The following is a 26,250-nucleotide window of genomic DNA, read 5'->3' on the forward strand; positions in this document are numbered from 1 at the left end:
ACTCTTAGTGGTATTTGTCCGGAATTTTTTGGAATGTTTCCTTTTGTCCGTTAATTAGACCAAGTTCCATTGTTAGCATTACTTACCTCATGCAAGATTCCTATACCAAAAGAAGAAAAATCAGAGCCTTTATCATCATCAGCGTTCTGCTCTTGATGCTTTATGCCAAAAACCTTCTGGAAAGACAGTCCTTCAAAAACATCAGCACCACCTTTACAGAGGTGTACAATGATCGTTTGGTAGTAGAAAGCTACATTTTTGATATTTCCGAAAAGCTCTTCCAAATCCAAAAGTTGATAGACCATTGTGATATTGAGTACGACTACTCAAAGGTCATCAATGAAATTTCCACCTTTGAAGCTCAGATTTTGGAAGTGGTGACAGAGTTTGAACAAACCAAATTGACACCGGAAGAGGCCACTTATCTGAATGATTTCAAAAAAATCATCACCCAAGACCTGAACATCAAAAGCTATGAGTTGCTTTATTCTGATTCATCGGGTGTAAATAGAGCTCAGGTCAGAATCTATGACAAAAAGATCAGTGATGCCCGAAAGGATCTGGACAACCTGAGCAATATTCAGCTTCAGGAAGGGGAAAGAATCATTACCAAAGCCAAGACCCTGATCAATCGCTCCCAGATATGGGCCCAGTTTGAGGTGGCTATTTTGATCATTCTTGTGGTGGTCATGTTTTTGTTCCTTTTCCGACCCATCAGGAGAAATGAAGGGATGATCTAACCTTAATCCAATCCCAAGGCTTTTCTTGCTTTTCTTAACAAATTGAGTTTATATAAAAAAACCTGCTCTTTCGGAGCAGGTTTTTTGTTTTTGAGATTAAATCGCCCAGGCTTTGTCACCTTTCTGATAGTCTAAGCAGCCGTCGTACCGGCCGGGTACTTCCACGTAGCGCAGCGCTTGGGTTGCTCCGATTTCTGATGTGAAATATCCCAGGACAGTCAGGTCGCGAAGCATATTGATAATGATCGGCTTGCGCTCTTCTCCACTGTTTTTGAATTGTTCCTGAAGTCCATTTAGGTAAGCCAAGCGATCTTCTGCACTAGCTTGAATAAAGTCACTTCCTTTTTCAGCTTTGAATTCCTTCCGGATCATGTTCAGTCCATCGATAAAGGCCTGCTGCTGCTCGGCATCGTAGGTGTCCTTGACCATCATCTGCATAAACTCACCGATTTTGGTGGCTTTAGCCCCAGGAGTGTCTGTGGTCGGGATGATCGTCTCTCCGATTTCATCCAAGAAGGCTAAGTCTTCCGGGCTGAAGTTTAGGTCTTTGATTTGATTCTCGGGAGCACATCCGGTCAAGATAGCGGTGGCACCGATCATCGTACCTCCCATCATCAGTGCGACGCTTTTCAGTGCATCTCTTCTGTTCATTACTGTCATAGCTTTTATTGATTAGAGGTTTTGTCTTTTCAATTCTTCCACGGCAAAATTTGCAGCTCTTGCAGTCAATGCCATATAGGTCAGGGATGGATTTTGGGCTGCAGCCGAAGTCATGCACGCTCCATCTGTGACGAATACGTTCTTGGCTTCCCATACCTGATTGTTCCCATTGAGGACAGAGGTTTTAGGATCTCTTCCCATTCTGGCCGTTCCCATTTCGTGGATACCCTGACCAAAAGTGTAGCCTGCATCGAATGTTTTTACGTTTTTGAATCCGGCTACTTCCAGCATCTCGGCCATGTCATTCATCATATCCTGACGCATTTTCAGCTCGTTTTCCTTGATCTCAGCATTCATCACCAAAGCTTCCATACCCCACTTATCTTTCACTGTATCGCTTAGTCGGATATGATTTTCATGGTAAGGAAGAATCTCTCCAAAGGCAGTAAATCCGGCACTCCATGGTCCCGGTTCGGTCAAAGCCTCTTTCATAGGAGCACCAAAGCCCAATTCCGCTACGTCTCTGGACCAGCCACTGCGGCTGGCACCCCCTTGATAGCCAAATCCTCTCAGGTAATCTCTTTTATCCCCGTTGAGATTTCTGAACCTGGGGATATATAGACCAGTAGGCCTTCTTCCAAAGTAATACTTGTCCTCGTAGCCTTCCATTTGTCCATTGGCTCCGCAGCGGAAGTGATGATCCATTACATTGTGCCCAAGCTCTCCGGAGCTGGATCCTAATCCTCCCGGCCAGATATCGGTGGCCGATCTCATCAAAATTGCCGTCGAGTTGAAGGCAGAAGCACAGAGGAAGATGATTTTGGCATCAAACTCATAGGTTTGATTGGTTTCGGCATCCAATACTTCTACGCCTGTAGCTTTTTGGGTGTCTTTGTCATAGATCAGTCTCCTTACAATAGACCAAGGTCTCAGGGTAAGGTTTCCTGTAGCAAAAGCTGCAGGATAAGTGGAGGACTGAGTACTGAAATATCCTCCGAAAGGACAGCCCAAGGAACACTTGTTTCGGTATTGACAGCCAGATCTACCGGGTAAAGGGTCGGTATTGTTAGCCGGACGGCCGATGGTCCAAGTTCTTGCACCGGCATAGTGGGCTTTGATTTTTTCTGCTGCGTCTTTTTCTACGCAGTTCATGGGGACAGGAGTCTGAAACTCTCCATCCGGAAGGATTTCCAATCCGTCCTTGGAACCGGATACCCCGATGAATTTTTCCACATAGCTATACCAAGGAGCCAAATCATTGTATCGGATAGGCCAGTCCACAGCTATACCTTCTTTGGCATTTGCTTCAAAATCCACATTAGCCCATCGATAGGACTGACGGCCCCAAAGCAAAGATCGGCCACCTACCTGATAGCCTCTAAACCATGTGAAGGGCTTCTCTTCCACATAGGGAGAGTCGCTTTCGTGAGCCCACCAATCCAGATTAAGTTCATTGAGTACGTAGTCTCTTCTCAGGTTGGGATGGTTTTCCAACATTTCCTGAGTTCGGCGTCCTCTATGCGGGATTTCCCATGGGGGTAGAGTGGCTGTTTTATAATCCTTCACATGCTCAACCATCGGGCCTCTCTCCAGGAGCAATACTTTCAGCCCCTTCTCCGTCAGCTCTTTTGCGGCCCAACCACCGCTAATCCCTGACCCAACTACGATTGCGTCATATTTCTCATTTGCCATAAGTATGGTATTTGGTTAATTAATTTTCTTAAACGTCACAAACCTGCACGGCATGTCCCAGTGCAGCGATTTTATCTTGTCCTTTGGGGATGAATTCGTGAGAAACATACCCCTTAAACCCAGAATCCACAATGGCTTGCATGATGGGCGGATAATATATTTCCTGAGATTCATCCAGATCATTTCTCCCGGGATTGCCGGCAGTATGGTAATGACCGAAGTACTGATGGTTATTGCGGATAGTCCGGATGATGTCACCCTCGTCTATCTGCATATGGTAGATGTCAAAAAGGAGCTTAAAGTTGTCACTCGAAATCCGCTTGCATAGCTCTACTCCCCAGGCGGACTTATCGCACATGTAGTCTTTATGATCCACCCGGCTGTTTAGTAATTCCATTGTGATGATGACGCCGTGCTTTTCAGCATCCGCCAAAATGCGCTTGATTCCTGCTTCGCAATTCTTGAGGCCGGTTTCGTCATCCATTCCTCTTCTGTTTCCGGAAAATGCAATGAGGTTTTTGTACCCGTTTTTTGCTACCAGTGGGATGACTTCTTTGTAGTTTTTCTCCAGCTGATCGTGGAATTTCGGATCATTGAACCCGTCAGGGATGCCTAGCTCCGCGCCGTTGCACATGGAGCAGTGGATGCCGTGCTTCTGAAGGGTAGCCCAGTTATTCGGGCCAATTAGGTCGATGGCCTGTACGCCGACAGTTTTGATCCCTATACAGAGCTCTTCGAGAGACAGGGGTCTCATGGACCAGGCGCATACGCCATGATTGATATTTCCTTTCAAGGAGGGGAGTTTTTCCTCTTTCCAATCAAAAGAGGAGAGTGACCCTAGCGCAGCACCGCCAAAAGCCAGTTTTTTCACGAGAGATCGTCTTCCGGAATCAAAATCCATGGTTAGTTTGGGTTAGTAATAGGTTTGATTTTTTCCTTTTTGAAAAAAGAAATGAAAAATAGTAAAACCAAAACGGAAATACCAGCAGGAATCAACCAAATCGATGTCCAGTCATGTTTTCCTGAGCCGTCGAGGAAGTGATTCGAGATTTGCCCGGCTGCCCAAAAACCGATCAGCATGCCCACTCCATACGTGGCCAAAGTGATGAGGCCCTGCGCGGAGGATTTAAATCGATGTCCGGCGTGGGCATCGGTATAAATCTGTCCGCTCACGAAAAAGAAATCATAACAAACTCCATGCAGGGCTATCCCTACCAAAAGCATCCATACACCAGAGTCAGCATCCCCAAAAGCGAAAAACAAATAGCGGATCGCCCAAGCCAGCATGGCCACGATCAGGGTCTTTTTAATGCCAAATCTGGAGAAAAACAAAGGCAAGGCTAGCATAAACAAAACTTCCGAAACCTGGCCAATGGTCATTTTTCCAGTGGAATTCTCTACCCCGATCTCTGTCAAGAAGGGACTGGCATTCTGATAATAGAACGCAAGCGGAATACAGATTAAAATCGAAGACAAGAAGAAAATGGCAAAGTTTCGATGTTTGAGAAGGGCCAAGGCATCCAATCCCAAAGCTTCTGAAAGCTTAAACTCACCCTGGGCCTGTGCCCTAGGCGGGGTAGCAGGAAGGGTAAAGCTGTAAATGCCCAATGCCAAAGAAACCAAGCTTGCCATCAACCAGGTGTTTTTGAGCATTCCATCGGCTAGACCAGCAACACTATCCCATCCTAAAGTGGAAATCAAAAGACCGGAAGCTATCCATCCTATGGTCCCCCAAACCCGGACTATGGAAAATTCCTTAGCCGGATCTTTCATTTGATTGAAGGAAATGGAATTGACTAAGGCAAGGGTAGGCATAAACAAAATCATGTAGGCCAAAAGAACCGGGAAAAAGCCGGAAAAATCTGTGGAGCTGTAGAGCAAGTACATCAAGCCAGCCCCTAAAAGATGAATTGCGCCTAAAATTCTTTGAGCATGAAAATACCGGTCAGCAATCAGTCCGACGATAAAGGGAGCGATGATGGCACCGAATGATTGGGTGGAAAAAGCCAAGGAAATCTCCTGATCGGCTGATTTTAAATTATTTCCCAAAAACGTACCCATGGTGACATACCAAGAACCCCAGACAAAAAACTCCAAAAACATCATGAGTGACAGGCGAAATTTGGTCATTGGGTTCATAAGCGAGGAGAGGGGATTTTTTCGAAGAAAAAGTGGTTTTCTGCTTTCAGATTTAAATTTTGGGCTTTTTGCTGTATTTTAAGCATCTGTTTCCAGATTCTGAAGAAAAGGATCGGAAAGTTTTGTCAAGCCATTCATAAACCCATGAAGCTATTGATCAGAAATTAGCCAAACAGGGCTGAGAATACCCGAAATTCCAGTTTTAAATAACACAACTCAAAATAACCTTTAAACTAAACTATTGACTATGTCAACGGCAAGAAAACTCAAACTAGGTCTAGTGGGAGGCGGCCCAGGATCATTCATTGGAGCCATTCATCTCAACGGAGCCCTGATGGATGGGATGTTTGAACTGGTATGTGGAGCTTTTAGCTCCAATCCTGAAAAATCCAGACAAAGAGGAGAGGAACTAATGATAGACCCTTCCCGAGTCTATGGAAGCTACGATGAAATGTTTCAAAAAGAGGCAGAGCTTCGCGAGGATCAGCGAATGGATGTGGTAGCTATTGTGACTCCAAATAATGTTCATTTTGATCCTACTGTCAAAGCACTGAAGCATGGGTTTCATGTGGCTTTGGATAAGCCGTTGACGCTCAATTATGCCGAAGCCAAGGCGCTTTATCCCATAGTGAAAAATTCTGATCGGAGATTTCTTCTCACCCATACCTATACCGGCTACCCTATGATCAAGCAGGCCAAGCAGATGGTCATGAATGGGGAGATTGGAGAGGTCCGAAAAGTCTATGTAGAATATCCCCAAGGCTGGTTGTACAAGCTTTTGGAAACTGAAAACAACAAACAAGCCGAGTGGAGGACAGACCCGGCCCGAAATGGACAAGCGGGCTGTATGGGAGATATCGGTACCCATGCCTTCAATATGGCAGAGTACATCACGGGCCTCAAGGTGACTAAAATTTGCGCAGACCTGTATATCAAGATCCCGGGAAGGCCGATTGATGACGACGGAGTGGTTTTGCTTGGCTTTGAAAATGGTGCATCTGGGGTGTTGATGGCTTCTCAGACGGATACAGGCTGTGAAAACAACCTCAAAGTCCGGGTTTACGGACAAAAAGGAGGCTTGGAGTGGGAGCAAGAGCTCAACAACTCCTTGACTGTGAGATTCCCCAATGAACCAGCTAGAATTTTCCGTGCGGGAACAGGTTATTTGGGATCATTGGCCCAGGAAAACACCCGCACTCCAGCAGGACACCCGGAAGGATACATTGAGGCTTTTGCCAATCATTACCGGAATTTTGCCCGCTGTATCTATGCAGACCGAGCCGGTCAAAAGCCAAAATGGGAGTGGGAGGACTATCCGGGTATAGAGGACGGAATCCGGGGGATGGCATTTATCGACTTGGTGCTAAAGAGCAATGAGTCCGATCAGAAATGGACTCCTTTTGTGGTGGAGAAATAGAACCAATTCCCCATCGTTTAGCTTCGATAAATCCTTTCTTTTTCTCTTAGAGGAAACCAATAAACAGAACTCAAAATAAATCAGTAAAACAGATATGAAAACAATCAAAGGACCGGCAATCTTTTTGGCACAGTTTGCCGATGATAAAGCCCCTTTCAATACGCTAAAAAACATTTGTGAATACATGGCCGACCTAGGCTACAAGGGAGTGCAGATTCCTTCCTGGGATGGTCGAATGATCGATTTGCAAAAAGCAGCAGAAAGCAAAACCTATGCAGATGAAGTAGCCGGAATCGTGGAGGATACAGGGATGGTCATCACTGAGCTTTCTACTCACCTTCAGGGACAGCTGGTGGCTGTGCATCCTGCCTATAATGAGCTTTTTGACGGTTTTGCGCCAGCGAATCTTAAGGGAGACCTCAAAGGAAAGTCTGAGTGGGCTACCCAGCAACTCAAATATGCGGCGAAAGCCTCTGCCAACCTAGGTCTTAATGCCCACGCTACTTTCAGCGGAGCCTTGATGTGGCACACAGTGTATCCTTGGCCTCAGCGTCCGGCAGGATTGGTAGATACCGGCTTTACCGAATTGGCAAAGCGTTGGAAGCCTATTCTGGATGCTTTCGATGAGGTGGGAGTGGATGTATGCTATGAACTTCACCCGGGAGAAGATCTCCATGACGGGATCACTTTTGAGATGTTTTTGGAAAAATTAGGCGGTCACAAGAGAGCAAATATCCTCTATGATCCATCTCACTTTGTGCTTCAGTGCTTGGACTACCTCCAATTCATTGATTTCTATCATGATCGAATCAAAATGTTTCATGTGAAGGATGCCGAGTTTAATCCTACAGGAAAGCAGGGCGTATACGGCGGATTTCAGGGCTGGGTAGAAAGAGCCGGAAGATTCAGATCTCTGGGAGACGGTCAAGTTGATTTTGCGGGAATATTTAGCAAACTTTCGCAGTACGATTACAGCGGATGGGCTGTATTGGAGTGGGAGTGTGCCATCAAGCATCCTGAGCAAGGTGCGGCCGAAGGGGCTCCTTTCATCCAAGGACATATCATCCGAGTCACTGAAAAGGCCTTTGATGATTTTGCGGGAACCGGCGCAGACGAGGCGTTCAACAGAAAAGTTTTAGGAATTTAATTCACTTTATTTATACACGTTAGAAAATGAAAATTGCAAACAAAGTAAATCTAGGTCTGCTGGCATTAGCCGCAATTACCTTTGCATGTGGGGGAGGAGAGAAAGCATCATCAAGCAGTGAGACGCAGGAGGTAGCAGCCCCTGCACCTGCCAAGGAGGTGAGTTTGGAGGAGAAGTACGCCAATGATCCGATTTACATCAAAGGCTTGGAAAAAGTCAAAGGCTCTGACTGTACCTCTTGCCATATGGTGGAAAGGAAGATCGTAGGGCCGTCTTACGCAGAGGTGGCTGCCAAATATGAAAGCACCGAAGAAAATGTAGCCATGCTTGCTCAAAAGGTGATTCAGGGCGGAGTAGGTGTTTGGGGAGAGGTACCAATGCCTGCACATCCAGGACTCAGTGAAGAAGATGCCAAGGATATGGTGCGTTACGTATTGTTGTTAAAAAAATAAGAAAATGAAGAAAAGTTATTGGGCCGGATTGGCTTTGGTAGGTATGCTTGCCTCATGTGCAGCTCCCAAATCCGATGAAGCCGAAAGTACAGCTAGCGAAGAAACTGCAGCAGCTCCTGCAGAGGAATGGATTTCCCTTTTTGACGGTCAGACCTTTAACGGCTGGTCCAAATACGGCGGAGGTGAAGTCGGAAAGGCTTGGAAGATTGAAAACGGAGAGATTTATCTAGATGCCGCCAATAAAGATGGCTGGCAAACAGGGGATGGAGGCGATATCATCACCACCGAGGAGTTCGAAAACTTCCATTTCAAATGTGATTGGAAAATTGCTCCCAATGGAAACAGTGGGATTATTTTCTTGGTGAATGAGTCTGCAGAATACGATTATCCTTGGCAGACTGGCCCTGAAATGCAGGTGTTGGATAATGAAGGTCACCCAGATGCAAAAATCATCAGTCACCGAGCAGGAGATCTTTATGATCTTATTGTAAGCAGTGAGGAGACAGTAAAGCCCGCAGGCGAATGGAACACGGCCGAGATTATCGTTGATCAGGGAAATCTTGAACTTCGACTTAATGGAGTGGCTGTTGTAAAAACCACACTTTGGACACCAGAGTGGGAAGAATTGATTGCCAAAAGCAAATTCAAGGATATGCCGGGTTTCGGAAAATACAAGAAAGGGAAAATCGCCCTTCAAGACCACGGAGATGTGGTTCACTACCGAAACATCCAGATCAAGAAGTTGTAATTGAAATGCCCGGCGAACCCGGGCATTTTTCATTTACACACTATTTTTTCGGCTTGGATCTCCTTTTATTATTCGGCCTGATTTTTTCCACCGCCCAGTGGTTTTAATTGAGTTTGCTTTAAATGCATATCAATATCGGGTGACATTTTCCTTTTTGATGTAGGCTGTCTGCTCTTTCCACTCTACCTCGTACCATACGTCTTTGGAGGATTTGATTTTAACTCGATGCCCGGGTTCCACCCGCTCGATAAGTTCTCCTCCTGCGCTGGGTTTGGTCACGATGTAGGTCGGGCTTCCGGTGACAAGGCCGGTTTTGGGAGCTTTGAAGAAATTGTTGGAAAGGAAGAGTAAAATGATCAGAATGATGGAAGGCCAGAAAAACCTTGCTTCGGTCAGATTGCTACGATTAGACCAAAGTAGAATAAATGAGACAAGCAAGGCCAAAGCCAGGAGACCTACGATAATCTCCTGATAGCCCACCAGGAAAACCAGAAATCGCATTCCGTCACTTACTTCATAGCCTTCAATAACCGTTTGCCCGGTCAGATCTTTGATTTTGGAGATGGTCTGAGGATTGGGGCTGAGGTCATAATATTTACTCAGGTAGAGGGCGGCATTTTCTTTGTCGCCAATTCCCTCCGAAATGAAGGCCATTTTCAGCAACATGGAAGGAGAATAGATGCCATTTTGGAAATTACTCCTGTAAATCTCCATGGCTTCCTTGTAGCTTTTGTTTTCAAACAAAGAATCTGCTACCAAAAGCTGAGGGGTATTGGCCTGACAATGAATTGTTTGCAAAAGCAAGAAAAAAAATATAGAAAGTTTTGCTAGAAAGATTGATTTGGTACTTGGCATTTAAAGATCAGAGTCATAAATTTGCAGTCCAATTACGGCAATGATCGATCAAAAAGCAAGGTAAAAAAGCCGGATTTGGAAGATTTAAGATTCCGTAGCTCAGCTGGTAGAGCATAACACTTTTAATGTTAGGGTCCTGGGTTCGAGCCCCAGCGGGATCACAAAAGATCACAATAGGGTCAACGGGCGAGAAGCCTGTCCCGATGAGAGGCGAGAGCCTCGATATCGGGAAGCCCCAGCGGGATCACAAAAGAGTACCAAGACTCACAAGGAGTTAAAAAGTTTCGGGGTGTAGCGTAGCCCGGTATCGCGCCACATTTGGGATGTGGAGGTCGTAGGTTCGAATCCTGCCACCCCGACTTAATTTATACTAGAAATAGTATCCAGGTCCTGTAGCTCAACTGGATAGAGCAACTGCCTTCTAAGCAGTAGGTTTCAGGTTCGAGTCCTGACAGGATCACTTTAAAGAAAATAGAAGCGGAAGATCTCCGCTTTTATTTTGATTCCGTAGCTCAGCTGGTAGAGCATAACACTTTTAATGTTAGGGTCCTGGGTTCGAGCCCCAGCGGGATCACAAAAGATCACAACAGGGTCAACGGGCGAGAAGCCTGTCCCGATGAGAGGCGAGAGCCTCGATATCGGGAAGCCCCAGCGGGATCACAGAAGATCACAACAGGGTCAACGGGCGAGAAGCCTGTCCCGATGAGAGGCGATAGCCTTGATATCGGGAAGCCCCAGCGGGATCACCAAAGATCAAAAAAATGCCAATCTGTTTGATTGGCATTTTTTTTAGAAGTTGAGCGGGTCCAGATGCTTGAAATGCCCGTTTTGCTTGATTTTTTCCTTGGCCTGTTCCACTGCTTTGATGACCGGAATCATTCTCTTGAAATGGTGAATCAAGTATTCTGCTCGCTCGTTTTCCGAAGGTAATTTAAATAGCTCCAACTCTTCTTCCAGTTTCAGCCCTACTTTATGGGCAAAAGTGAAGGAGGTGACGGTCTTTGGATCAAAGACATTTGGGTAATTCAACAGGTGAAGAATTTCCTTCAGATAGAAGATAAATTCATGATGGGTGACTTGGCTAATTCTTGGGTCATTGGGGAGAAACTCTATTTCTCCTCCTGAATAAAGCTTGCCGGGCATGGGATTGTCAAAAGAAAGAATCCTAAAGGGTCGTATTCCCAACGTCTGAATATCCATTCTTCCATCCTCATACCTTTTATGAACCCGGATAAGCTTTACCTCTGTGCCGTATCCGGAAAGCTGATTGGTGTAAGAGCAAATGCCAAAGTTGATTTTTTGAGACTCTACATCCCCCATCAGCTGCCTGTACCTGGGTTCGAAAATGTGCAAATTCACCTCTTCGTCAGGAAAGGCAACTAGCTTAAGTGGGAAGAATGGGAGATACATGCTCTTTAGCGGATTTTCATTGTAACTCTAAAATAGGGCTTTGGTTGCCTACTTGGAGATAGGCAAAAAAAAGCCCCGGGATATTTTCCGGGGCTTTACGATTATTTTTTAGCAATGTAAGCGAGCAAGTCAATTACCTTGTTGGAATATCCCCACTCGTTGTCATACCAAGAAACCACCTTTACAAAGGTGTCAGAAAGCTGAATTCCCGCCTCGGCATCAAAGATGGAAGTTCTAGGATCGCCAATGAAGTCATTGGATACCACGGCATCTTCAGTGTATCCCAAAACTCCCTTCATGGAGGTCTCAGACACTTCCTTCATTTTAGCACAGATTTCAGCGTATTTGGCAGGCTTCTTCAATCGTACAGTCAAATCCACTACAGATACATCCGGAGTAGGCACGCGGAATGCCATACCAGTGAGCTTGCCATTCAATTCAGGGATTACCTTGCCCACGGCTTTGGCTGCACCTGTAGAGGACGGGATGATGTTCTGTCCAGCGCCACGTCCACCTCTCCAATCTTTAGCAGAAGGTCCGTCTACGGTCTTCTGGGTAGCGGTAGTCGCATGCACAGTAGTCATCAATCCTTCTTCAATACCCCAGTTGTCGTGGAGTACTTTGGCAATTGGAGCCAAGCAGTTGGTCGTACAAGATGCATTGGATACAAAAGTCATGTCCGGGGTGTAGGTATGCTCATTTACTCCCATGACAAACATTGGTGTATCGTCCTTGGAAGGTGCAGACATAATCACTTTTTTCGCTCCGGCATCGATGTGAGCCTGAGCAGTATCTTTGGTCAAGAAAATACCGGTAGATTCAATGATATAATCTGCCCCGATGTCTCCCCATTTCAGGTTGGCAGGGTTTTTCTCAGAACTCACTCGGATGCTGTTTCCGTTGACTACCAGATTGCCATCTTTTACTTCCACTGTACCCTTGAATTGCCCATGGGTAGAGTCATATTTCAGCATATAGGCCATGTAGTCCACATCGATCAAATCGTTGATGCCTACTACCTGAATGTCTTCTCTTTCTGTGGCTACACGGAATGCCAAGCGGCCGATTCTTCCGAATCCGTTGATTCCTACTTTAATTTTGCTCATAAGCTATTATTATTTTGAGTATAGGTTTGAATTAAAAACTTCTTCAGGGAGCTCCACAGCTCAAAATTTCCTGAATGACAGCCTAAGTTATTACAAATAAATGGTCTCCCCAAACTTCCAAAGTCCTCTGAATTCTCAATGCCTGTGAATTTGAAATACAAACGATTGCGGGTTTGAAAATTTTTCTTTTGATCTAAATGCAGTCAAAAATCACCTCATTTCCCTAATTTCAGCATTCATCCTTTCCAAGCTTATGTTTGTCAAAGCCATTCAAGAAGTTGCGGGTTTCACCCGGGCTATTCATTCCATATCCAGAAATTTTGGTAGTCAAAAAGCTCAAAGAGGAGCCGCTACTTTGTTTTTTGTCAATGAAGAAGGCTGGGCATTGACCTGCAAGCATGTGGCCCAGTGGATTGCCCAAGCCGACGCGATCAATAGAAAATTTCATCAATACCAAAGCGAAAGCCGAGGACTGTCCTCTCAATTGGCCAAAACAGTAGCCAATAAATTAGGCTTGGATGATTCTAAAACTGCCGAAATGCGAATCACCTTTGTGGATTGTGTAGACAAGATCCAAAATATCCGCTTTGTCAATCATCCGGAATATGATTTGTCTTTGATCAAAATCGAGGGTTTTGAAAAATTAGGTGTGACTCAATTCCCCAGATTTTTGAAAGACAATCAGCTGGTTCAACCCGGTCAGATGCTTTGCCGCTTGGGTTTCCCCTTTCCGGAATTCAGCAATTTTCAACTCAACTTGGCCAAAGACCAATTGGAATGGACCCAGGCAGGTCAGCCTCGATCTCCCCGCTTTCCTTTGGAAGGGATGGTTACCCGGTTTTTGGGGGATAAAAAGGGGAAAGTCTACGGAATTGAAATGAGCACGCCCGGACTACGAGGCCAAAGTGGAGGTCCGCTTTTTGACTCAGAAGGAATTGTGGTCGGGATGCAAAGCCGGACCAAACATCTGCATTTGGGCTTTGACATAGAGGAAAAAGAAATCGTAGCCCATGGCAAATCAAAAAAGGTGAATGATTACTCCTTTATTCATTTGGGAGAGTGTATTCATGTTTCAGCCATCAAGGAATTTATGGATCAGCAGGGGGTGAAATATCAAGTGGCTTAATCTCTCCATTGAACTTTGGAAAAATTGGAATGAAAAGAGGCTGTCTCAAAATTAAAGTTTGTCACATTGAGCGAAGTCGAAATGTCATCCAGAGAGCTGGAAACGGCCTTCGACTCCGCTCAGGCTGACTACGAAACGATTTATGAGACAGCCTCTTTGCTTTTTATACCAATTCAGCCAAGATATCATTAAAGGTATCACTAGGCCTCATTGCGACAGACGTTTTGCTCTCATCAGGTCTGTAATATCCGCCGATGTCCACCGGCTTTCCTTGGGAGCCATTGTATTCTGCGACGATTTTTTCTTCGTTTTGAGCCATTGCTTTAGCTATGGGAGCAAACTTAGCTGCTAGGGAAGGATCTTCGGTTTGTTTGGCCAATTCCTCCGCCCAATACATGGCTAGGTAGAAATGCCCGCCTCGATTGTCCAGCTTGCCCACCACTCGAGCAGGAGATTTGTCCTCTTCCAGCCATCTTCCGGTGGCTTTGTCCAAAGTTGCTCCCAAAAGCTTGGCTTGTGCGTTTCCAAAGGTTTCGCCCAAATGCTCCAGAGAAACTGCCAAAGCGAGGAATTCGCCGAGAGAATCCCAGCGTAAGTGGCCTTCAGTGACAAATTGCTCCACATGCTTGGGAGCTGATCCACCCGCACCGGTTTCAAAGAGTCCGCCTCCATTCATCAAAGGAACGATGGAAAGCATTTTGGCAGAAGTACCTACTTCCAGAATAGGGAATAAGTCGGTCAGGTAATCTCTGAGCACGTTTCCGGTCACGGAGATGGTATCCTTTCCTTCCACAATTCTTTCGCAGGAAAATTGAGTGGCTTCCACGGGAGACATGATATGGATTTCCAGGCCTTTTGTGTCGTGGGTTGGAAGATACTGCTCTACCTTTTTGATCAATTCACGGTCGTGAGCCCGGTTTTTATCCAGCCAGAAAACAGCAGGAGTTTGAGACAGTCTTGCCCGAGTCACAGCAAGTTTTACCCAATCTTGAATGGGAGCATCCTTGGTCTGACACATTCTCCAGATATCTCCGGCTTCGACTTCATGGGAAAGAAGAACTTTTCCTTCAGCATCTATCACGTTTACCGTACCGGCAAAAGGAATTTCGAAGGTTTTGTCATGCGAACCATATTCTTCAGCCTTCTGAGCCATTAAGCCCACATTGGGTACTGAACCCATGGTAGCTGGATCAAAGGCCCCGTTTTTCTTACAAAAATCAATCACGGTCTGATAAACTCCGGCATAGCTTCGGTCTGGAATCACCGCTTTGGTATCCTGAGGCTTGCCTTCCTTGTTCCACATGCGGCCTGAGGTTCGGATCATTGCGGGCATAGAAGCGTCGATGATCACATCACTTGGCACATGAAGATTGGTGATGCCTTTGTCCGAATTGACCATGGCCAAGTCCGGTCCGTCTGCATAGCATGCATCAATATCGGCTAGAATCTCATTCTTTTTGTCTTCAGGAAGCTTGTCCAAGTTGGCCAAAAGATCTCCGAAGCCATTGTTCACATCCACGCCGATTGACTTGAGTGTGTCTGCATGCTTGGTGAAGATGGGCTCAAAAAAGACACGAACCGCATGACCAAAGATGATAGGATCGGAAACCTTCATCATGGTGGCTTTCATATGGAGGGAGAAAAGAACGCCCTTTTCCTTAGCGTCTGCTTTGGCTTTTTTCAGGAATGCCTTGAGCTGAGATACACTTAGCGTAGCCGCATCAATGACTTCTCCTGCCTGAAGCTTAAGTCCTGACTTGAGGGTTTCTTTCTGTCCTTCCTTTCCGTTCAATTCGATAGAAACAGTCGTAGGTGAGGAGAGGGTAATGGACTTTTCGCTACCATAGAAATCCCCCGAACTCATGCTGTCTACGTGGGTAAGTGAGTCTGAGCCCCATTTTCCCATGGAGTGGGGATGTTTTTTGGCGTAATTTTTTACTGCCAAAGGAGCTCTTCGATCGGAGTTTCCTTCACGTAGCACAGGGTTTACTGCCGAGCCTTTGATTTTGTCATACTTGGCTTTGATGGCCTTTTCGTCCTCATTTTTTGGCTCCTCGGGATAGTCCGGCAGGGCGTATCCTTTTTCTTGCAATTCTTTGATAGCTGCTTTCAATTGGGGCACGGAGGCAGAGATATTGGGCAACTTGACAATATTGGCTTCTGGAGTAGTTGCAATCTGACCCAATTCGGCTAAAGCATCGCCGATTTGCTGATCTGGTTTTAAAAACTCAGGGAAATTGGCGATGATTCTGCCGGAAAGCGAGATGTCTCTGGTTTCTACTTGGATGCCTGCCGAATGGGTAAAGGCCTGAACGATCGGGAGTAAGGAATACGTGGCAAGCGCAGGCGCTTCGTCGGTTAGCGTGTAGAGAATTTTGGGTGAGTGACTCATAGGTTTCATCTAGTGGTGAAGGATTAGGGTCTGTCTTTTTTTGGTCCGAAAACTTGGTTCTTCGGCTGGGGAAAAATAAGGACAGAGCTAAATTGGAGGGCTAAAATACAAAAATTGGGGTGGTTTCAAACTGCCTTTCAAGGAGAGTTAAGGCCATTCTTCCGGCTTTACTCAGTGATCTGAAAGGAATCTGCATCCTGCCAAGCAGGAAATTTGATCCGGTAATCTTCCAATTCCTTGAAATTGAGAGAGATGATTTGGATGGACTCTTCCTCTTCCAGGTTTAGGATTTTTCCCCCTTTAAAGTCAAAAACTGCGCTGTGACCATTGTATTGGATGCCATTTCCGTCAGTTCCGATTCGATTCACTCCAAAGGAATAAGCAAGATTTTCGATCGCTCTTGCTGGGAGCAGGGCGTCCCAAGCACTTACTCTTGCTGCTGGCCAGGATGCTACGTAAAATAGCACATCATAGCCCGCAATTCCATCTTCCCAACCATTTCTTGCCCACACAGGGAATCTGAGATCGTAGCATATCTGAGGGCAAAAATTCCAGCCTTTTAGGGTGAAAATCGGGAGTTGCTTTCCGGGTGAAAAAGTCTTTTCCTCATCTGCCATTCTAAACAGATGGCGCTTGTCATAATGCTCGGTATATCCGTTAGGATTTACCCATAACAGGCGATTGAAAAAATTACCGCCTTCGCTGATAATTGCACTGCCTGTGATCACTGAGTTGGTGTGGGCAGCCATTTGCTTCATCCATCGGTGGATGTGGAGGTTCATGGGTTCTGCCAACTTCTGCGCCTCCATGGTAAATCCGCTAGGAAACATCTCCGGCAGGACAATCAAGTCGCATTTGCCCTTCAAATCCCAGATTTTCTCCTCCAGCTTGGCCATGTTGGCGGTTTTATCGAGCCAATGCAAGTCTGTCTGAACGAGAGCGATCCGTATTTCGGGGCTTCTTTCCATTAGCGCAAGGGATAGATCATCCGATAATCGGTTGGGATTTTTCCTTTGCTTACATCAATCAGTTTGGATTGAATGAGCCTTTTTTTCAAACCTTTCAGATAATCCACAAAAAGAATCCCTTCCAAATGATCGTATTCATGCTGGATCACCCGGGCGGTCATTCCTGAGAATTCTTCTTCTTTGAGGTTCCAGTTTTCATCGAAATATTCAATGGTGAGCTTTTCTGGACGGATGATTTCCGCTCTGACATCAGGAATACTTAGGCAACCTTCCTCGAATCCATAATTATCTCCGTATTCATCCAGAATAATGGGGTTGATAAATACTCTTCGGATTCCCTTTTCTTCATCATTTTCATCCAGCATCAGCGTACTGTCGATGACAAAAAGCCGGATGCCTTGGTTAATTTGAGGTGCAGCCAGACCCACCCCATTGGCATGGTCCATGGTGGCATACATATCCTGAATGAGTTGGGAAATATCGCTGCCTTCTGTGATGTCCTCAGCTTCTTTTTTCAGTATCGGGTTGCCATAGGCAACGATAGGGTAAATCATTGTCTTTCTAAATAGGATTGAAGAATGATGGCGGCAGAGACTTTGTCCAGATTGCCGGCCTTTTCTTTTCTGTCTTTTTTCTTGCTTCCCATGGCGATCATGCTTTGCATGGCCATTTTGGAAGTAAATCGCTCGTCGATCAATACCGTTTTTTTCTCCGGAAAAACACGCTCAAGTTCTGATTTCAAACTTCTGACCTTTGGGGTCATTTCGTTGTCCTGCCCGTTGAGCCGGATAGGAAGTCCCAAAACCAAAGTGTCTACTTCCTCTTGGGTAAAGTAGGTCTTCAGGAAAGGGATTAATTGAGCCGTGTCTATTGTCTCCAAAGGATTTGCGGTAATCTGCAGCGGGTCAGTAACAGCAATTCCGGTGCGCTTGGTTCCCAAATCTATGGCGAGGATTCTTGCCATCAGTTGGTTTGGATTTGTTTTCGGATTTTTCTGAGGGCCTCGAGTTCCAACTGGACTGCTTTTGGGAACAAAAGCTCATCCTCGATTTTGGCATGGATGGAAAGTTCCTTTTCAAAATTTTGCAGCTCGTGGTAAAGGACTTTCATTGTCAAAGGAGCATCCTCTTCGAGGAAATAGTCCTTGGTCAGCTGACGGATTCCCTGCATCTCATCGTCGTGGATTTCATGCTGATCCGCCAGAAAGCTGATGGGATCTTTTTCCAAAATCACCAAGGCGTCCTGTGTCCTGAAGTTTCCGTCTTCGATATCCTGAAGCAGCTCAATTCGCTTAAACATTCGGCTTTCTTCCTCATGGATGTGATGAATGAAGTCTTCCACAAACATGGGAAACATGATTTTCAAGTCAGCCATCAGAGAGGCGTATCTCGAATCTGCCGTAATTCCGGAGACCATGTTGGATAGAAAAGGAAGTTCTTGTCTGACGAAATAGTAATGTTTCTTTTTCAGGTAAGCGACAAGAAGCTCGATGGGATTCAGGTAGAGATCTTCGACAGAAGGTTCCTTTTGTTCTGCCCAAGCTTCCAATTCTGCCACCAGTTGCTGGGGATTTACTTTGTGCTTGCGGCAGACCTTTTCCAAAGAATCGGTAGGATATTGATAAAAGCTGATCCCGAAGTAATGCAAGACAGCGGCAAAGACATAGTTTTCGGAAACTAGCTCACCAACTGAATTTTTTTCAAAACCGGGATTTAACTTCATTGGGCAAAATTAATTTTTTTTGAGCGAAAAAGTGGGGGTGTTCAGACCTTTATCTTTTCCTATCGTATAATCAATCGTTAATTTTATCTAAAATCCATTTTAAACTCAAATGATTTTCTTGTAGTTTGAGTTACTTAGAGGAGATAACAAAAATTCACGTGAGCGAGACTAAAAATTCAAAAGCCCAAATCAGATTGCCCATACTTTTGGCCTTGGCTATTTCTGCCGGAATATGGATTGGGGCGACATTTGCCGAACCCAAAGGCAATCAAAATGACCTGAGAGCTGCTTTGTACAAGCTTCAGGAGATCATGACCTATATCAACAGAGACTATGTGGACAGTGTCAATACCAATGAACTCGTGGAATTTGGTATCAACAAGATGCTGGAGCACCTCGACCCGCACTCCAGCTATATTCCTGCCCGGGATGCTTCTCTCGCCCAGTCACAGCTGGAAGGGGAATTTGACGGCATCGGTGTGGAATTTGGGATTATCCGGGATACGATCTATGTGGTCGCTCCGCTGACAGGAGGGCCTTCTGAGGCTTTGGGGATCCAATCCGGAGATCAAATCATTTCTGTTGATGGAAAAAATGTAGCTGGTATCGGAATCACCAACCGGGATGTGTTTGACTACCTGAGAGGTCCGAGAGGGTCCAAAGTGGTAGTCGACATCAAGAGGAAAAATAACCCGGATCTGATTACCTATGAGATTACTCGAGATAAAATCCCTCAATACAGTATCCCTGCCGCATACATGGTCAATAACGAAATCGGATACATCAAAATCACCCGATTTGCGGCAACAACGTATGAGGAATTCAGAAAGTCTGTCAGTGACCTTCAGGTGAAGGGAATGAAGAAGCTGATCATCGACCTTCAGGGTAATCCGGGAGGATACATGGGGGCTGCGATCAATATGGCTGACGAGCTGTTGGGAGACCGGGATTTGATCGTATCACAAGAAGGAAAAGTGTCCCAATACAGCCAAAAGGCTTTTGCCTTCAAGCCGGGAATGTTTGAAGAGGGCTCAGTGATTGTATTGATCAATGAGGGTTCAGCCTCTGCTTCTGAGATTTTGGCGGGAGCCATTCAGGACAATGACCGGGGATTGATTGTGGGTAGAAGATCCTTCGGGAAAGGTTTGGTGCAGATGCCAATCGACCTTTCTGATGGTGCAGAATTAAGACTGACCATTGCAAGATATTTCACTCCTTCTGGAAGATCTATTCAGAAGCCTTATAGCTCAGATTACGAGGCTTACGAGAAAGACTGGATGGATCGCTATGAGCACGGAGAGTTTTTCTCTGCAGACAGCATCAAGTTCAATGACAGTCTGAAGTATGAGACCAAAAAAGGCCGCTTAGTCTACGGAGGCGGAGGAATTATGCCGGATTACTTTGTTCCATTGGATACGACTATGAGCAGTGCTTACGTGACCCGCTTGTTCAATTCGGATTCTTCCAGAGAGTTTATTTTGGATTTCTATGGCAAAAACAAGGATAGTTTCGCTTCCATGACCTTGGATGAGTATTACTCTCAATACAAAGTGAGTGATGCCATGCTGATGGAATTGACCGAGTTTGGTAAGAAAAACAAAGTGGAATTCGATGCCAAGGATTTCAATAAGTCTAAGGAATACCTCAGATTACTGGTGAAAGCTCACTTGGGTCGACAGGTATTTGATGACAATGCATTCTACAAGGTGGTAAATGACATTAATGAAGTCTATATGCGTGCCATCAACCTCTTTGATGAGGCGGACCGTATCGCTTTGGCTACCACACTGAAGGAATAGCGAAAAGCATTGCATTAAAAAATAGCAAAGAGCCAGCCTGACCAAGGGCTGGCTTTTTCATTTTGAGAAGAAATTGGCTATCATTAATCATCCAACCCAGAAAACCATGAAAATCCTATTCACCTGCTTATTCTTGACTTTAGCTATGGCTTCTTTTGCCCAAATCAAAGTGAATCACATTGCTGTCCATGTATCGGAACTGAAGCGAAGCATGGATTTCTACCAAAATGTACTTGCGCTCAAAGAAATCGATGAACCTTTCAAGGATGGGCTGCATGCCTGGTACGATATCGGAGGTGGGGCTTCTCTTCATTTGATCGAAGCAGCGAATCATCCGAAAGAAAAGTCAAAAACCAATCACTTGTGCTTTAGCATTCCTGATATGGCAGCTTTCGTAGCCAATATGAAAGCTAGAAATTATCCTTTCGAAAGCTGGGCAGGAGTGAAGGGAGAAATCACCAACCGGGTGGATGGAATTAAACAGATCTATATCCAAGACCCGGATGGATACTGGATCGAGATCAACGATGATTTTTAACTAGGCCATTTGCTTAGCTCTCCTTGATCAATTCGCTGCTAGGTACTCGGAATCTTTCTCCGTAAACTCCTTCTGGAAGGCCTTTTCCACAGCCGATAATCATGCATATCTCAGAGGAGGAGGGGAGATTGAGCAGTTTTTTTACCCGCTGGGAATCATGTCCTTCCATGGGACAGGTATCGTAGCCTGAGGCCTTCATCGCAAGCATAAAAGTCATGGCCGCCAGTGAAGCACTTTTGTGGACAGAAATGCGAACCTCAGTTTCACCCACTTCTCGTACCATCGGTCTTTTCAAACCCACCCACCAAGCGATCAGCTTTTTGATCAATGACCAGCCCGGATAGTAGGAATACAGCTTGGGAATTAACTTTCCATAATAGCCCAATGCCTGTTTCTGCTTTTTATCGGCTTTGCCTTCGTAGGACTTTTTGATGTATTCGTAGTTGGCTTTTGCTCGGGATTTCCAAAGATCTCTTCGGGTTACCACGACGACAAGTTCTCGGGCCGTGGTGGCAGCTTTTTGTCCCATGCAAAGCCTGGATAGTTCTTCCTTGAGAGGGGAGGTTTCCGGCACCCGGACAAAGTTATACAGCTGAAGATTGGAGCTATTGGGTGAAAGGATAGCTGCTTCAAGGCATTTTTGGACGACGGAATGGTCGAATGGGGTGTCTTGATCAAAGATTCGAACGGATCGCCTTTGCTCTACCGCCTCAAAAAATCCTAATTCCTGTAGCTTATTCGTCATTTATCCTTTTTGAGGTCAAATTTATTTTAAAAATTAAAAGGTTTGGGTCTATTTTGGTTCATTAATAGAAAACTCCTGACTTAAGCCTATGTTTTTTACCCTTATTAGACTGCAGTTTCTGAAAAGTGTCCGGTCTACTTCCTTTGCCAAAAGCCTGCTCATGAATTTGTTTATGGGTTTTTTGGCTCTCTTGCTCTTGAGTTATGTTTTTGCGGCCGGGTTTCTTCTGAAAAGAATCATTGAGAGCTTAGCTGAAGGGCAAAACCCGCTGGATGTGCTAAACAGCTACTTGATTTATTTCTTTTTAGCGGAGTTCATGTACCGGTATTTTATCCAAAAGCTGCCTGTAGTCGATCTGGAAAGCCTGCTTCATCTTCCCATTGGTAAAAAGAGAATTGTCAATATTCTTCTTCTTCGTTCCTTCATTTCTCCGCTTTCCCTGATTGCACTTCTGCTTTTTTTGCCTTTCGGCTTGGATGTGGTTTGGAGTGAATATGGGTGGCAGGGGTTAATTACTTGGCTGGGTTCCATTTTATTGACTAGTTGGACGCTGCATTGGTTTATGTTGTGGTTTAAACAGCGATTTGATGACAGCATGATTGGGTTAATCTCCGTTTTTGCCGTTTTGCTCTTGGGAACTGGTTCAAGCTACATGGGCTGGTTTAATCTGGGAGAAATCATGAAGCCGGTTTTTGATTTAGCCCTTCTTAGCCCACTTCCTTTTCTTGCCTTACTGGCTTTTGGGGTGGGGGCTTATGTGCTTTGTTTCAAATTTTACGTAGCCAATGCCTATCTGGAAGATTTGACCGAAGAGGAAGATGTCCGCTTCGTGAATCAAAACATTGGGTTTTTCTCCCGGTTTGGTTTGGCTGGAGAGCTTGCAAATCTGGAATGGAAGCTGATCATCCGGCATAAAAAGAGCAGGACCTATCTGATGCTGGCCGGATTCTTCCTTCTCTATGGCTTGATTTTCTACAAAAACCCCCAATATGCCACTGAGGAGGGAAGCGGTCTGCACTGGATCTTTGTATTCGTGGGAGTATTTATTACCGGGATTTTCATGCTTCAATATGCTCAGGTTTTCCTGAGCTGGAATTCCTCAAGCTTTGATTTCTACATTTCAAAAAGGAATGGGATTGAATCCCTGATCAGAGGAAAATATCTACTGTTTATCGGAACTTCATTCCTTTGCCTTTTGGCCTCAATTCCTTATGCATTCTTTGGGCTTCAGTTTTTGCTTTTGCACATCTGTTGTTTCTTTTTCAATATTGGTGTGCTGATGCATGTGATCATCTATTTCTCGCTTTGGAAGCCCAAACCGATGGATTTGAACAAAGGCGCCATGTTTAATTACGAAGGGATGGGAGCTGCCCAATGGTTGATGTTTATCCCGATGTTTATCTTTCCTTATGCCATTTATATCCCATTTTTCCTTCTATTTAATGAGGTTGCAGGAGTGATTGCCTTGGGGGTAATCGGACTAATCGGATTGGTGGCATTTAAGCCTTTGTCCCAAATCAATATCAATCGAGTACTCAATAATCGTTACGAAATTTCATCCTCTTTCCGTCAAGAATTATGATTATAGTAAATCAGCTTAAGAAGCAATACAAAGATGCCGTCGTTTTGGATGTCGAAAGTCTGGAAATTCCCTCCGGGCAGTGTTTTGGACTGGTAGGAAACAATGGGGCAGGGAAGACCACCCTTTTCCGAATCATGCTTGACTTGGTCAGAGCGACTGCGGGCAGCGTAATGATCAACGGAGAGAATGTCGCAAAAACAGAAGCATGGAAAGCCAAAGTTGGAGCGTATCTGGACGAGCACATGCTTTTGTCCTACCTCACTCCGGATGAGTATTTTGAATCCCTGAGGAAAATCTATGGGATGTCAGAGGCGGACTTGAGGCTTCATTTGGAAAAATTTGTGGAGCTATTCAATGATGAGGTCTTGGGTAAAAAGAAATACATCCGTGACCTATCCAAAGGTAACCTGAAAAAAGTGGGTATCGCTGCTGCACTTATGGGCAATCCGGATGTCGTATTCCTCGACGAACCTTTCGAAAACTTGGATCCAAGCTCTCAGATTCGACTCAAAAAATTGGTGCTGAGGGAAACTGAGAATTCGAGAAGAACCTTTTTGATATCAAGCCATGACCTGAATCATGTGACGGAGATCTGTGACCGGATTGTTTTGCTGGAAAAAGGAAAAATCATCCGGGACCTAAGGGAAAAAGAAGCGATGATGAGTGAGTTGGAGGCCTATTTTACAGGCTGACAAGAATTTTTCTCCTATTGGAGGAAGAAGGTGGTCTCATCACATATTCTTCTGGTTTTGGATTGAATACATCCTTTGAAAAGATATTCTCCAGTCTGAGATCCTCGATATTTCTTGGTGAAGGAAAATGTCCCCGGTTTGCCTGAGACATCTTGTGTGAAAGCATCCTGTCCATTGACTTCCCACACCATTTTCCATGCATTGCTAGGAGGAAGCCCTCTTACTGTCAAAAGCAAGCCTACGCTATCCTGAACGGATAAAACCGGACCACCCACGACACTTACTTCCTCTATGGTGTAATCTGAGGGCTCAGGGGGAATGATATTGCAGCTGAAAAGGATCAAAAAAAGAGGGAGGAGTTTTTTCATTGGGCTAAAACTTGACATTTTATATGAATGTTAAAAGTGAGTATATCCAGAAAAGTGTAACTGGCTATCGAGGTAATAAGAATGGTAATAAATCAAAAAAATCCCTGTCAGTTTGATCTGAAGGGATTTTTTCGTGGAGCTGGCGAGATTCGAACTCGCGTCCAGATAAGGAAACACCGTACCGTCTACATGCTTAGTCACCTGTTGGGTTTTCGACCAAATTATGCTGGGTGACACACCTCAACTTGGCTTATCGATTGGTCTTAAGCTTGCTTAATCGCATCACAAGCAGCAGTCCGATCAAGTCGACACCTCGAATCCACCCGGATCAGACGGCGAGTGGGGAGATGTGGCCGGGGAATCACTCTCGTGACTCAACCCTTTAAGCGATCTGTCCTAGTTAGGAGAGATTAGGCAGCCATGGCGTAAGAAGTTTCGCCATTTATCGTTCGTATGAATCTTTCAAGGCCGTACATACTCCAGCCTGCATGCGAGCCCGATCTTTACACTTACTGTCAAAACCGGTCAGCCCCATTATGTAGGGAAGACAAAAGTAGGAGGAAATTCGTTCATTTTCGATTTACGATTTTCGATTTACGATATTTTGGAGAACTCCAGCAATAATTTTACAGCCTTATCACTTTTCGACTTTTTCAATTTTCCAGTCTTCCAATTTTTCAATTTTCCAATCCGTTTAAAAATCAATCAATTACTGAAAAACTTTACCATACCTCGTTTTTCTCCCTTCCCGAGTATCCACTTTTTTATATCTTGCAGCGATGGAAAATTTCGTCGTTTCGGCAAGAAAATACAGACCGGCAGATTTCAAGAGTGTGGTGGGGCAGCAGCATATTACCACTACGCTTCAGAATGCGATCAAAAATAATCACCTTGCCCAGGCTTTTCTTTTCTGTGGACCAAGAGGGGTGGGAAAAACTACCTGTGCCCGTATTTTGGCCAAGACCATCAACTGTGAGAATCTCACCAAAGACTACGAAGCTTGCGGAACCTGCGATTCCTGCGTTTCCTTCCAAAACAGTGCCTCTTTCAATATCTATGAGCTGGATGCAGCTTCCAACAATTCCGTGGAGGACATCCGGAATCTGGTAGAGCAAGTCCGATATGCTCCTCAAAAAGGTCAATACAAAGTATATATCATCGATGAGGTGCACATGCTTTCCACCCAGGCATTCAATGCTTTTTTGAAGACCCTGGAGGAGCCGCCTAAATATGCGATTTTTATATTGGCGACTACAGAGAAGCATAAAATCATTCCTACCATCCTCTCTCGCTGTCAGATTTTTGACTTCAACCGAATTCAGATCAAGCACATTGCCGATCACCTTCAGTACATCGCCGAGAAAGAAAGTGTCGATTACGAAGAAGAAGCCCTTCGATTGATTGCTACTAAGGCGGATGGAGCTCTGAGAGATGCCTTGTCGATTTTTGACCTGATTGTCACCTATTCTGCGGGGAAAAAGGTGACTTACCAAGAGACTATTGCCAATCTCAACATCCTGGATTACGATTACTACTTTAAGGTTGTGGATGCGCTGGTCGCTGAGGATATTTCCTCTGTGCTTTTGATTTTTGACGAGATTCTGAAAAAGGGTTTTGATGGGCACAACTTCATTGTTGGGCTGAGTGAGCATTTCAGGGATCTTCTGGTGGTGAAAGACGAGGCGACTATTGATCTTTTGCAAGTATCTGATTCCGCCAAGGACCGCTATTTGCAGCAGACCCAGCAGGCTTCTCTTTCTTTTTTGATTTCAGCCCTCAATCTTGCCAATCAGTGTGATATCCACTACCGTACGAGTAAAAATCAGCGCCTCCATGTGGAGCTGGCACTGATGAAAATGGCGAAGCTCCCCCATGCTTTCCGTATGGCTACCTTGGCTGATGAGCTAAAAAAAAAAGGATAAATAATCCCTCAGAGAGTCCGGCTGAGCCTC

General features: G+C 45.1%; 25 protein-coding genes, 4 tRNA genes and 1 other RNA gene. 15 read left to right on the forward strand and 15 right to left on the reverse strand.

The window, feature by feature from the left end; translation table 11 throughout:
• The first annotated feature begins 89 nt into the window (after positions 1 to 89).
• Positions 90 to 740 (forward strand): MCP four helix bundle domain-containing protein, encoded by a 651-nt coding sequence (locus tag AAA938_RS06505; protein WP_338227829.1) that lies wholly within the window; start codon positions 90 to 92, stop codon positions 738 to 740.
• Positions 741 to 836: 96 nt separating this feature from the next.
• Here the strand turns inward: AAA938_RS06505 and AAA938_RS06510 are convergent, their stop codons facing one another.
• Genes AAA938_RS06510 through AAA938_RS06525 form a run of 4 tightly spaced genes read right to left on the reverse strand, consistent with a single transcriptional unit; the run spans position 837 to position 5,231 of the window.
• On the reverse strand, positions 837 to 1,391 hold the full coding sequence (locus AAA938_RS06510; protein WP_338227830.1) for a gluconate 2-dehydrogenase subunit 3 family protein: 555 nt from the start codon (positions 1,389 to 1,391) through the stop codon (positions 837 to 839).
• Between the two features lie 21 nt (positions 1,392 to 1,412).
• Entirely contained in the window at positions 1,413 to 3,092 is a 1,680-nt protein-coding gene (locus AAA938_RS06515; RefSeq protein ID WP_338227831.1) for a GMC oxidoreductase, read from the reverse strand.
• A 28-nt stretch (positions 3,093 to 3,120) separates the two neighbouring features.
• Positions 3,121 to 3,993, reverse strand: coding sequence for a hydroxypyruvate isomerase family protein (locus AAA938_RS06520; RefSeq protein ID WP_338227832.1), 873 nt, complete (start codon positions 3,991 to 3,993; stop codon positions 3,121 to 3,123).
• A 2-nt stretch (positions 3,994 to 3,995) separates the two neighbouring features.
• The gene (locus AAA938_RS06525; protein ID WP_338227833.1) at positions 3,996 to 5,231 is read right to left on the reverse strand and encodes a nucleoside permease; all 1,236 of its coding nucleotides are present in this window, start codon (positions 5,229 to 5,231) and stop codon (positions 3,996 to 3,998) included.
• Positions 5,232 to 5,478: 247 nt separating this feature from the next.
• On the opposite strand from AAA938_RS06525, the gene AAA938_RS06530 reads away from it, so the two are divergent.
• The 4 genes from AAA938_RS06530 to AAA938_RS06545 all read left to right on the forward strand — a co-directional run bounded on the left by AAA938_RS06530 (position 5,479) and on the right by AAA938_RS06545 (position 8,995).
• Positions 5,479 to 6,648, forward strand: coding sequence for a Gfo/Idh/MocA family protein (locus tag AAA938_RS06530; protein WP_338227834.1), 1,170 nt, complete (start codon positions 5,479 to 5,481; stop codon positions 6,646 to 6,648).
• A gap of 94 nt (positions 6,649 to 6,742) precedes the next feature.
• Positions 6,743 to 7,795 carry a sugar phosphate isomerase/epimerase family protein gene (locus AAA938_RS06535; RefSeq protein ID WP_338227835.1) on the forward strand — a complete coding sequence of 351 codons (1,053 nt, stop codon included), beginning with the start codon at positions 6,743 to 6,745 and terminating at the stop codon, positions 7,793 to 7,795.
• Between the two features lie 26 nt (positions 7,796 to 7,821).
• Positions 7,822 to 8,247 (forward strand): c-type cytochrome, encoded by a 426-nt coding sequence (locus tag AAA938_RS06540; protein ID WP_338227836.1) that lies wholly within the window; start codon positions 7,822 to 7,824, stop codon positions 8,245 to 8,247.
• Between the two features lie 4 nt (positions 8,248 to 8,251).
• The gene (locus tag AAA938_RS06545) at positions 8,252 to 8,995 is read left to right on the forward strand and encodes a 3-keto-disaccharide hydrolase (protein WP_338227837.1); all 744 of its coding nucleotides are present in this window, start codon (positions 8,252 to 8,254) and stop codon (positions 8,993 to 8,995) included.
• 129 nt (positions 8,996 to 9,124) lie between these two features.
• Here AAA938_RS06545 and AAA938_RS06550 read toward each other — a convergent pair whose 3' ends face one another.
• Positions 9,125 to 9,799 (reverse strand): SH3 domain-containing protein, encoded by a 675-nt coding sequence (locus AAA938_RS06550; protein WP_338227838.1) that lies wholly within the window; start codon positions 9,797 to 9,799, stop codon positions 9,125 to 9,127.
• A gap of 139 nt (positions 9,800 to 9,938) precedes the next feature.
• On the opposite strand from AAA938_RS06550, the gene AAA938_RS06555 reads away from it, so the two are divergent.
• The 4 genes from AAA938_RS06555 (at position 9,939) to AAA938_RS06570 (ending at position 10,424) form a co-directional block, all read left to right on the forward strand.
• Positions 9,939 to 10,011: transfer RNA gene (locus AAA938_RS06555), tRNA-Lys, on the forward strand.
• Between the two features lie 124 nt (positions 10,012 to 10,135).
• Positions 10,136 to 10,209, forward strand: a tRNA-Pro gene (locus AAA938_RS06560).
• A 27-nt stretch (positions 10,210 to 10,236) separates the two neighbouring features.
• Positions 10,237 to 10,310 (forward strand) — tRNA-Arg (locus tag AAA938_RS06565).
• A 41-nt stretch (positions 10,311 to 10,351) separates the two neighbouring features.
• Positions 10,352 to 10,424 (forward strand) — tRNA-Lys (locus AAA938_RS06570).
• A 215-nt stretch (positions 10,425 to 10,639) separates the two neighbouring features.
• On the opposite strand, the gene AAA938_RS06575 is transcribed toward AAA938_RS06570, so the two are convergent.
• A complete protein-coding gene (locus AAA938_RS06575; protein ID WP_338227839.1) occupies positions 10,640 to 11,260 on the reverse strand; it encodes an LON peptidase substrate-binding domain-containing protein in 621 nt (206 codons plus the stop codon).
• Between the two features lie 101 nt (positions 11,261 to 11,361).
• A complete protein-coding gene (gap, locus tag AAA938_RS06580; RefSeq protein WP_338227840.1) occupies positions 11,362 to 12,366 on the reverse strand; it encodes a type I glyceraldehyde-3-phosphate dehydrogenase in 1,005 nt (334 codons plus the stop codon).
• Between the two features lie 253 nt (positions 12,367 to 12,619).
• Between gap and AAA938_RS06585 the strand changes: the two genes are divergently transcribed.
• Positions 12,620 to 13,492, forward strand: coding sequence for a S1 family peptidase (locus AAA938_RS06585; protein WP_338227841.1), 873 nt, complete (start codon positions 12,620 to 12,622; stop codon positions 13,490 to 13,492).
• Between the two features lie 163 nt (positions 13,493 to 13,655).
• Here AAA938_RS06585 and AAA938_RS06590 read toward each other — a convergent pair whose 3' ends face one another.
• The 5 genes from AAA938_RS06590 to AAA938_RS06610 form a co-directional block, all read right to left on the reverse strand.
• Complete coding sequence (locus tag AAA938_RS06590; RefSeq protein ID WP_338227842.1) at positions 13,656 to 15,884, reverse strand: NADP-dependent isocitrate dehydrogenase; 2,229 nt, start codon at positions 15,882 to 15,884, stop codon at positions 13,656 to 13,658.
• Positions 15,885 to 16,051: 167 nt separating this feature from the next.
• Entirely contained in the window at positions 16,052 to 16,852 is an 801-nt protein-coding gene (locus AAA938_RS06595; RefSeq protein ID WP_338227843.1) for an amidohydrolase, read from the reverse strand.
• Positions 16,852 to 17,406, reverse strand: a complete 555-nt coding sequence (gene def, locus AAA938_RS06600; RefSeq protein ID WP_338227844.1) for a peptide deformylase — start codon at positions 17,404 to 17,406, stop codon at positions 16,852 to 16,854. The genes AAA938_RS06595 and def overlap by 1 nt, the downstream gene beginning before the upstream one ends.
• A complete protein-coding gene (ruvX, locus tag AAA938_RS06605; protein WP_338227845.1) occupies positions 17,403 to 17,816 on the reverse strand; it encodes a Holliday junction resolvase RuvX in 414 nt (137 codons plus the stop codon). Before ruvX ends, def begins: the two co-directional genes overlap by 4 nt.
• A complete protein-coding gene (locus AAA938_RS06610) occupies positions 17,816 to 18,574 on the reverse strand; it encodes a hemerythrin HHE cation-binding protein (protein WP_338227846.1) in 759 nt (252 codons plus the stop codon). The genes ruvX and AAA938_RS06610 overlap by 1 nt, the downstream gene beginning before the upstream one ends.
• 158 nt (positions 18,575 to 18,732) lie before the next feature.
• Here AAA938_RS06610 and AAA938_RS06615 point away from each other — a divergent pair, with 158 nt between their 5' ends.
• A complete protein-coding gene (locus tag AAA938_RS06615; protein WP_338227847.1) occupies positions 18,733 to 20,373 on the forward strand; it encodes a S41 family peptidase in 1,641 nt (546 codons plus the stop codon).
• A 106-nt stretch (positions 20,374 to 20,479) separates the two neighbouring features.
• The gene (locus AAA938_RS06620) at positions 20,480 to 20,911 is read left to right on the forward strand and encodes a VOC family protein (RefSeq protein ID WP_338227848.1); all 432 of its coding nucleotides are present in this window, start codon (positions 20,480 to 20,482) and stop codon (positions 20,909 to 20,911) included.
• Positions 20,912 to 20,924: 13 nt separating this feature from the next.
• Here AAA938_RS06620 and AAA938_RS06625 read toward each other — a convergent pair whose 3' ends face one another.
• On the reverse strand, positions 20,925 to 21,656 hold the full coding sequence (locus AAA938_RS06625; protein ID WP_338227849.1) for a nitroreductase family protein: 732 nt from the start codon (positions 21,654 to 21,656) through the stop codon (positions 20,925 to 20,927).
• An 88-nt stretch (positions 21,657 to 21,744) separates the two neighbouring features.
• On the opposite strand from AAA938_RS06625, the gene AAA938_RS06630 reads away from it, so the two are divergent.
• Positions 21,745 to 23,238, forward strand: a complete 1,494-nt coding sequence (locus AAA938_RS06630; protein ID WP_338227850.1) for a DUF5687 family protein — start codon at positions 21,745 to 21,747, stop codon at positions 23,236 to 23,238.
• On the forward strand, positions 23,235 to 23,930 hold the full coding sequence (locus AAA938_RS06635) for an ABC transporter ATP-binding protein (protein WP_338227851.1): 696 nt from the start codon (positions 23,235 to 23,237) through the stop codon (positions 23,928 to 23,930). Before AAA938_RS06630 ends, AAA938_RS06635 begins: the two co-directional genes overlap by 4 nt.
• Before the next feature lie 14 nt (positions 23,931 to 23,944).
• Here AAA938_RS06635 and AAA938_RS06640 read toward each other — a convergent pair whose 3' ends face one another.
• Positions 23,945 to 24,298: a hypothetical protein gene (locus AAA938_RS06640; protein ID WP_338227852.1), complete on the reverse strand. Its 354-nt coding sequence runs from the start codon at positions 24,296 to 24,298 to the stop codon at positions 23,945 to 23,947.
• A 131-nt stretch (positions 24,299 to 24,429) separates the two neighbouring features.
• Positions 24,430 to 24,831, reverse strand: a transfer-messenger RNA (tmRNA) gene (ssrA, locus tag AAA938_RS06645).
• A gap of 246 nt (positions 24,832 to 25,077) precedes the next feature.
• Between ssrA and AAA938_RS06650 the strand changes: the two genes are divergently transcribed.
• The gene (locus tag AAA938_RS06650) at positions 25,078 to 26,220 is read left to right on the forward strand and encodes a DNA polymerase III subunit gamma/tau (RefSeq protein WP_338227853.1); all 1,143 of its coding nucleotides are present in this window, start codon (positions 25,078 to 25,080) and stop codon (positions 26,218 to 26,220) included.
• Positions 26,221 to 26,250: the final 30 nt, after the last annotated feature.

The organism is Algoriphagus taiwanensis, assembly GCF_036245645.1.
Taxonomy (GTDB): Bacteria; Bacteroidota; Bacteroidia; order Cytophagales; family Cyclobacteriaceae; genus Algoriphagus; species Algoriphagus taiwanensis.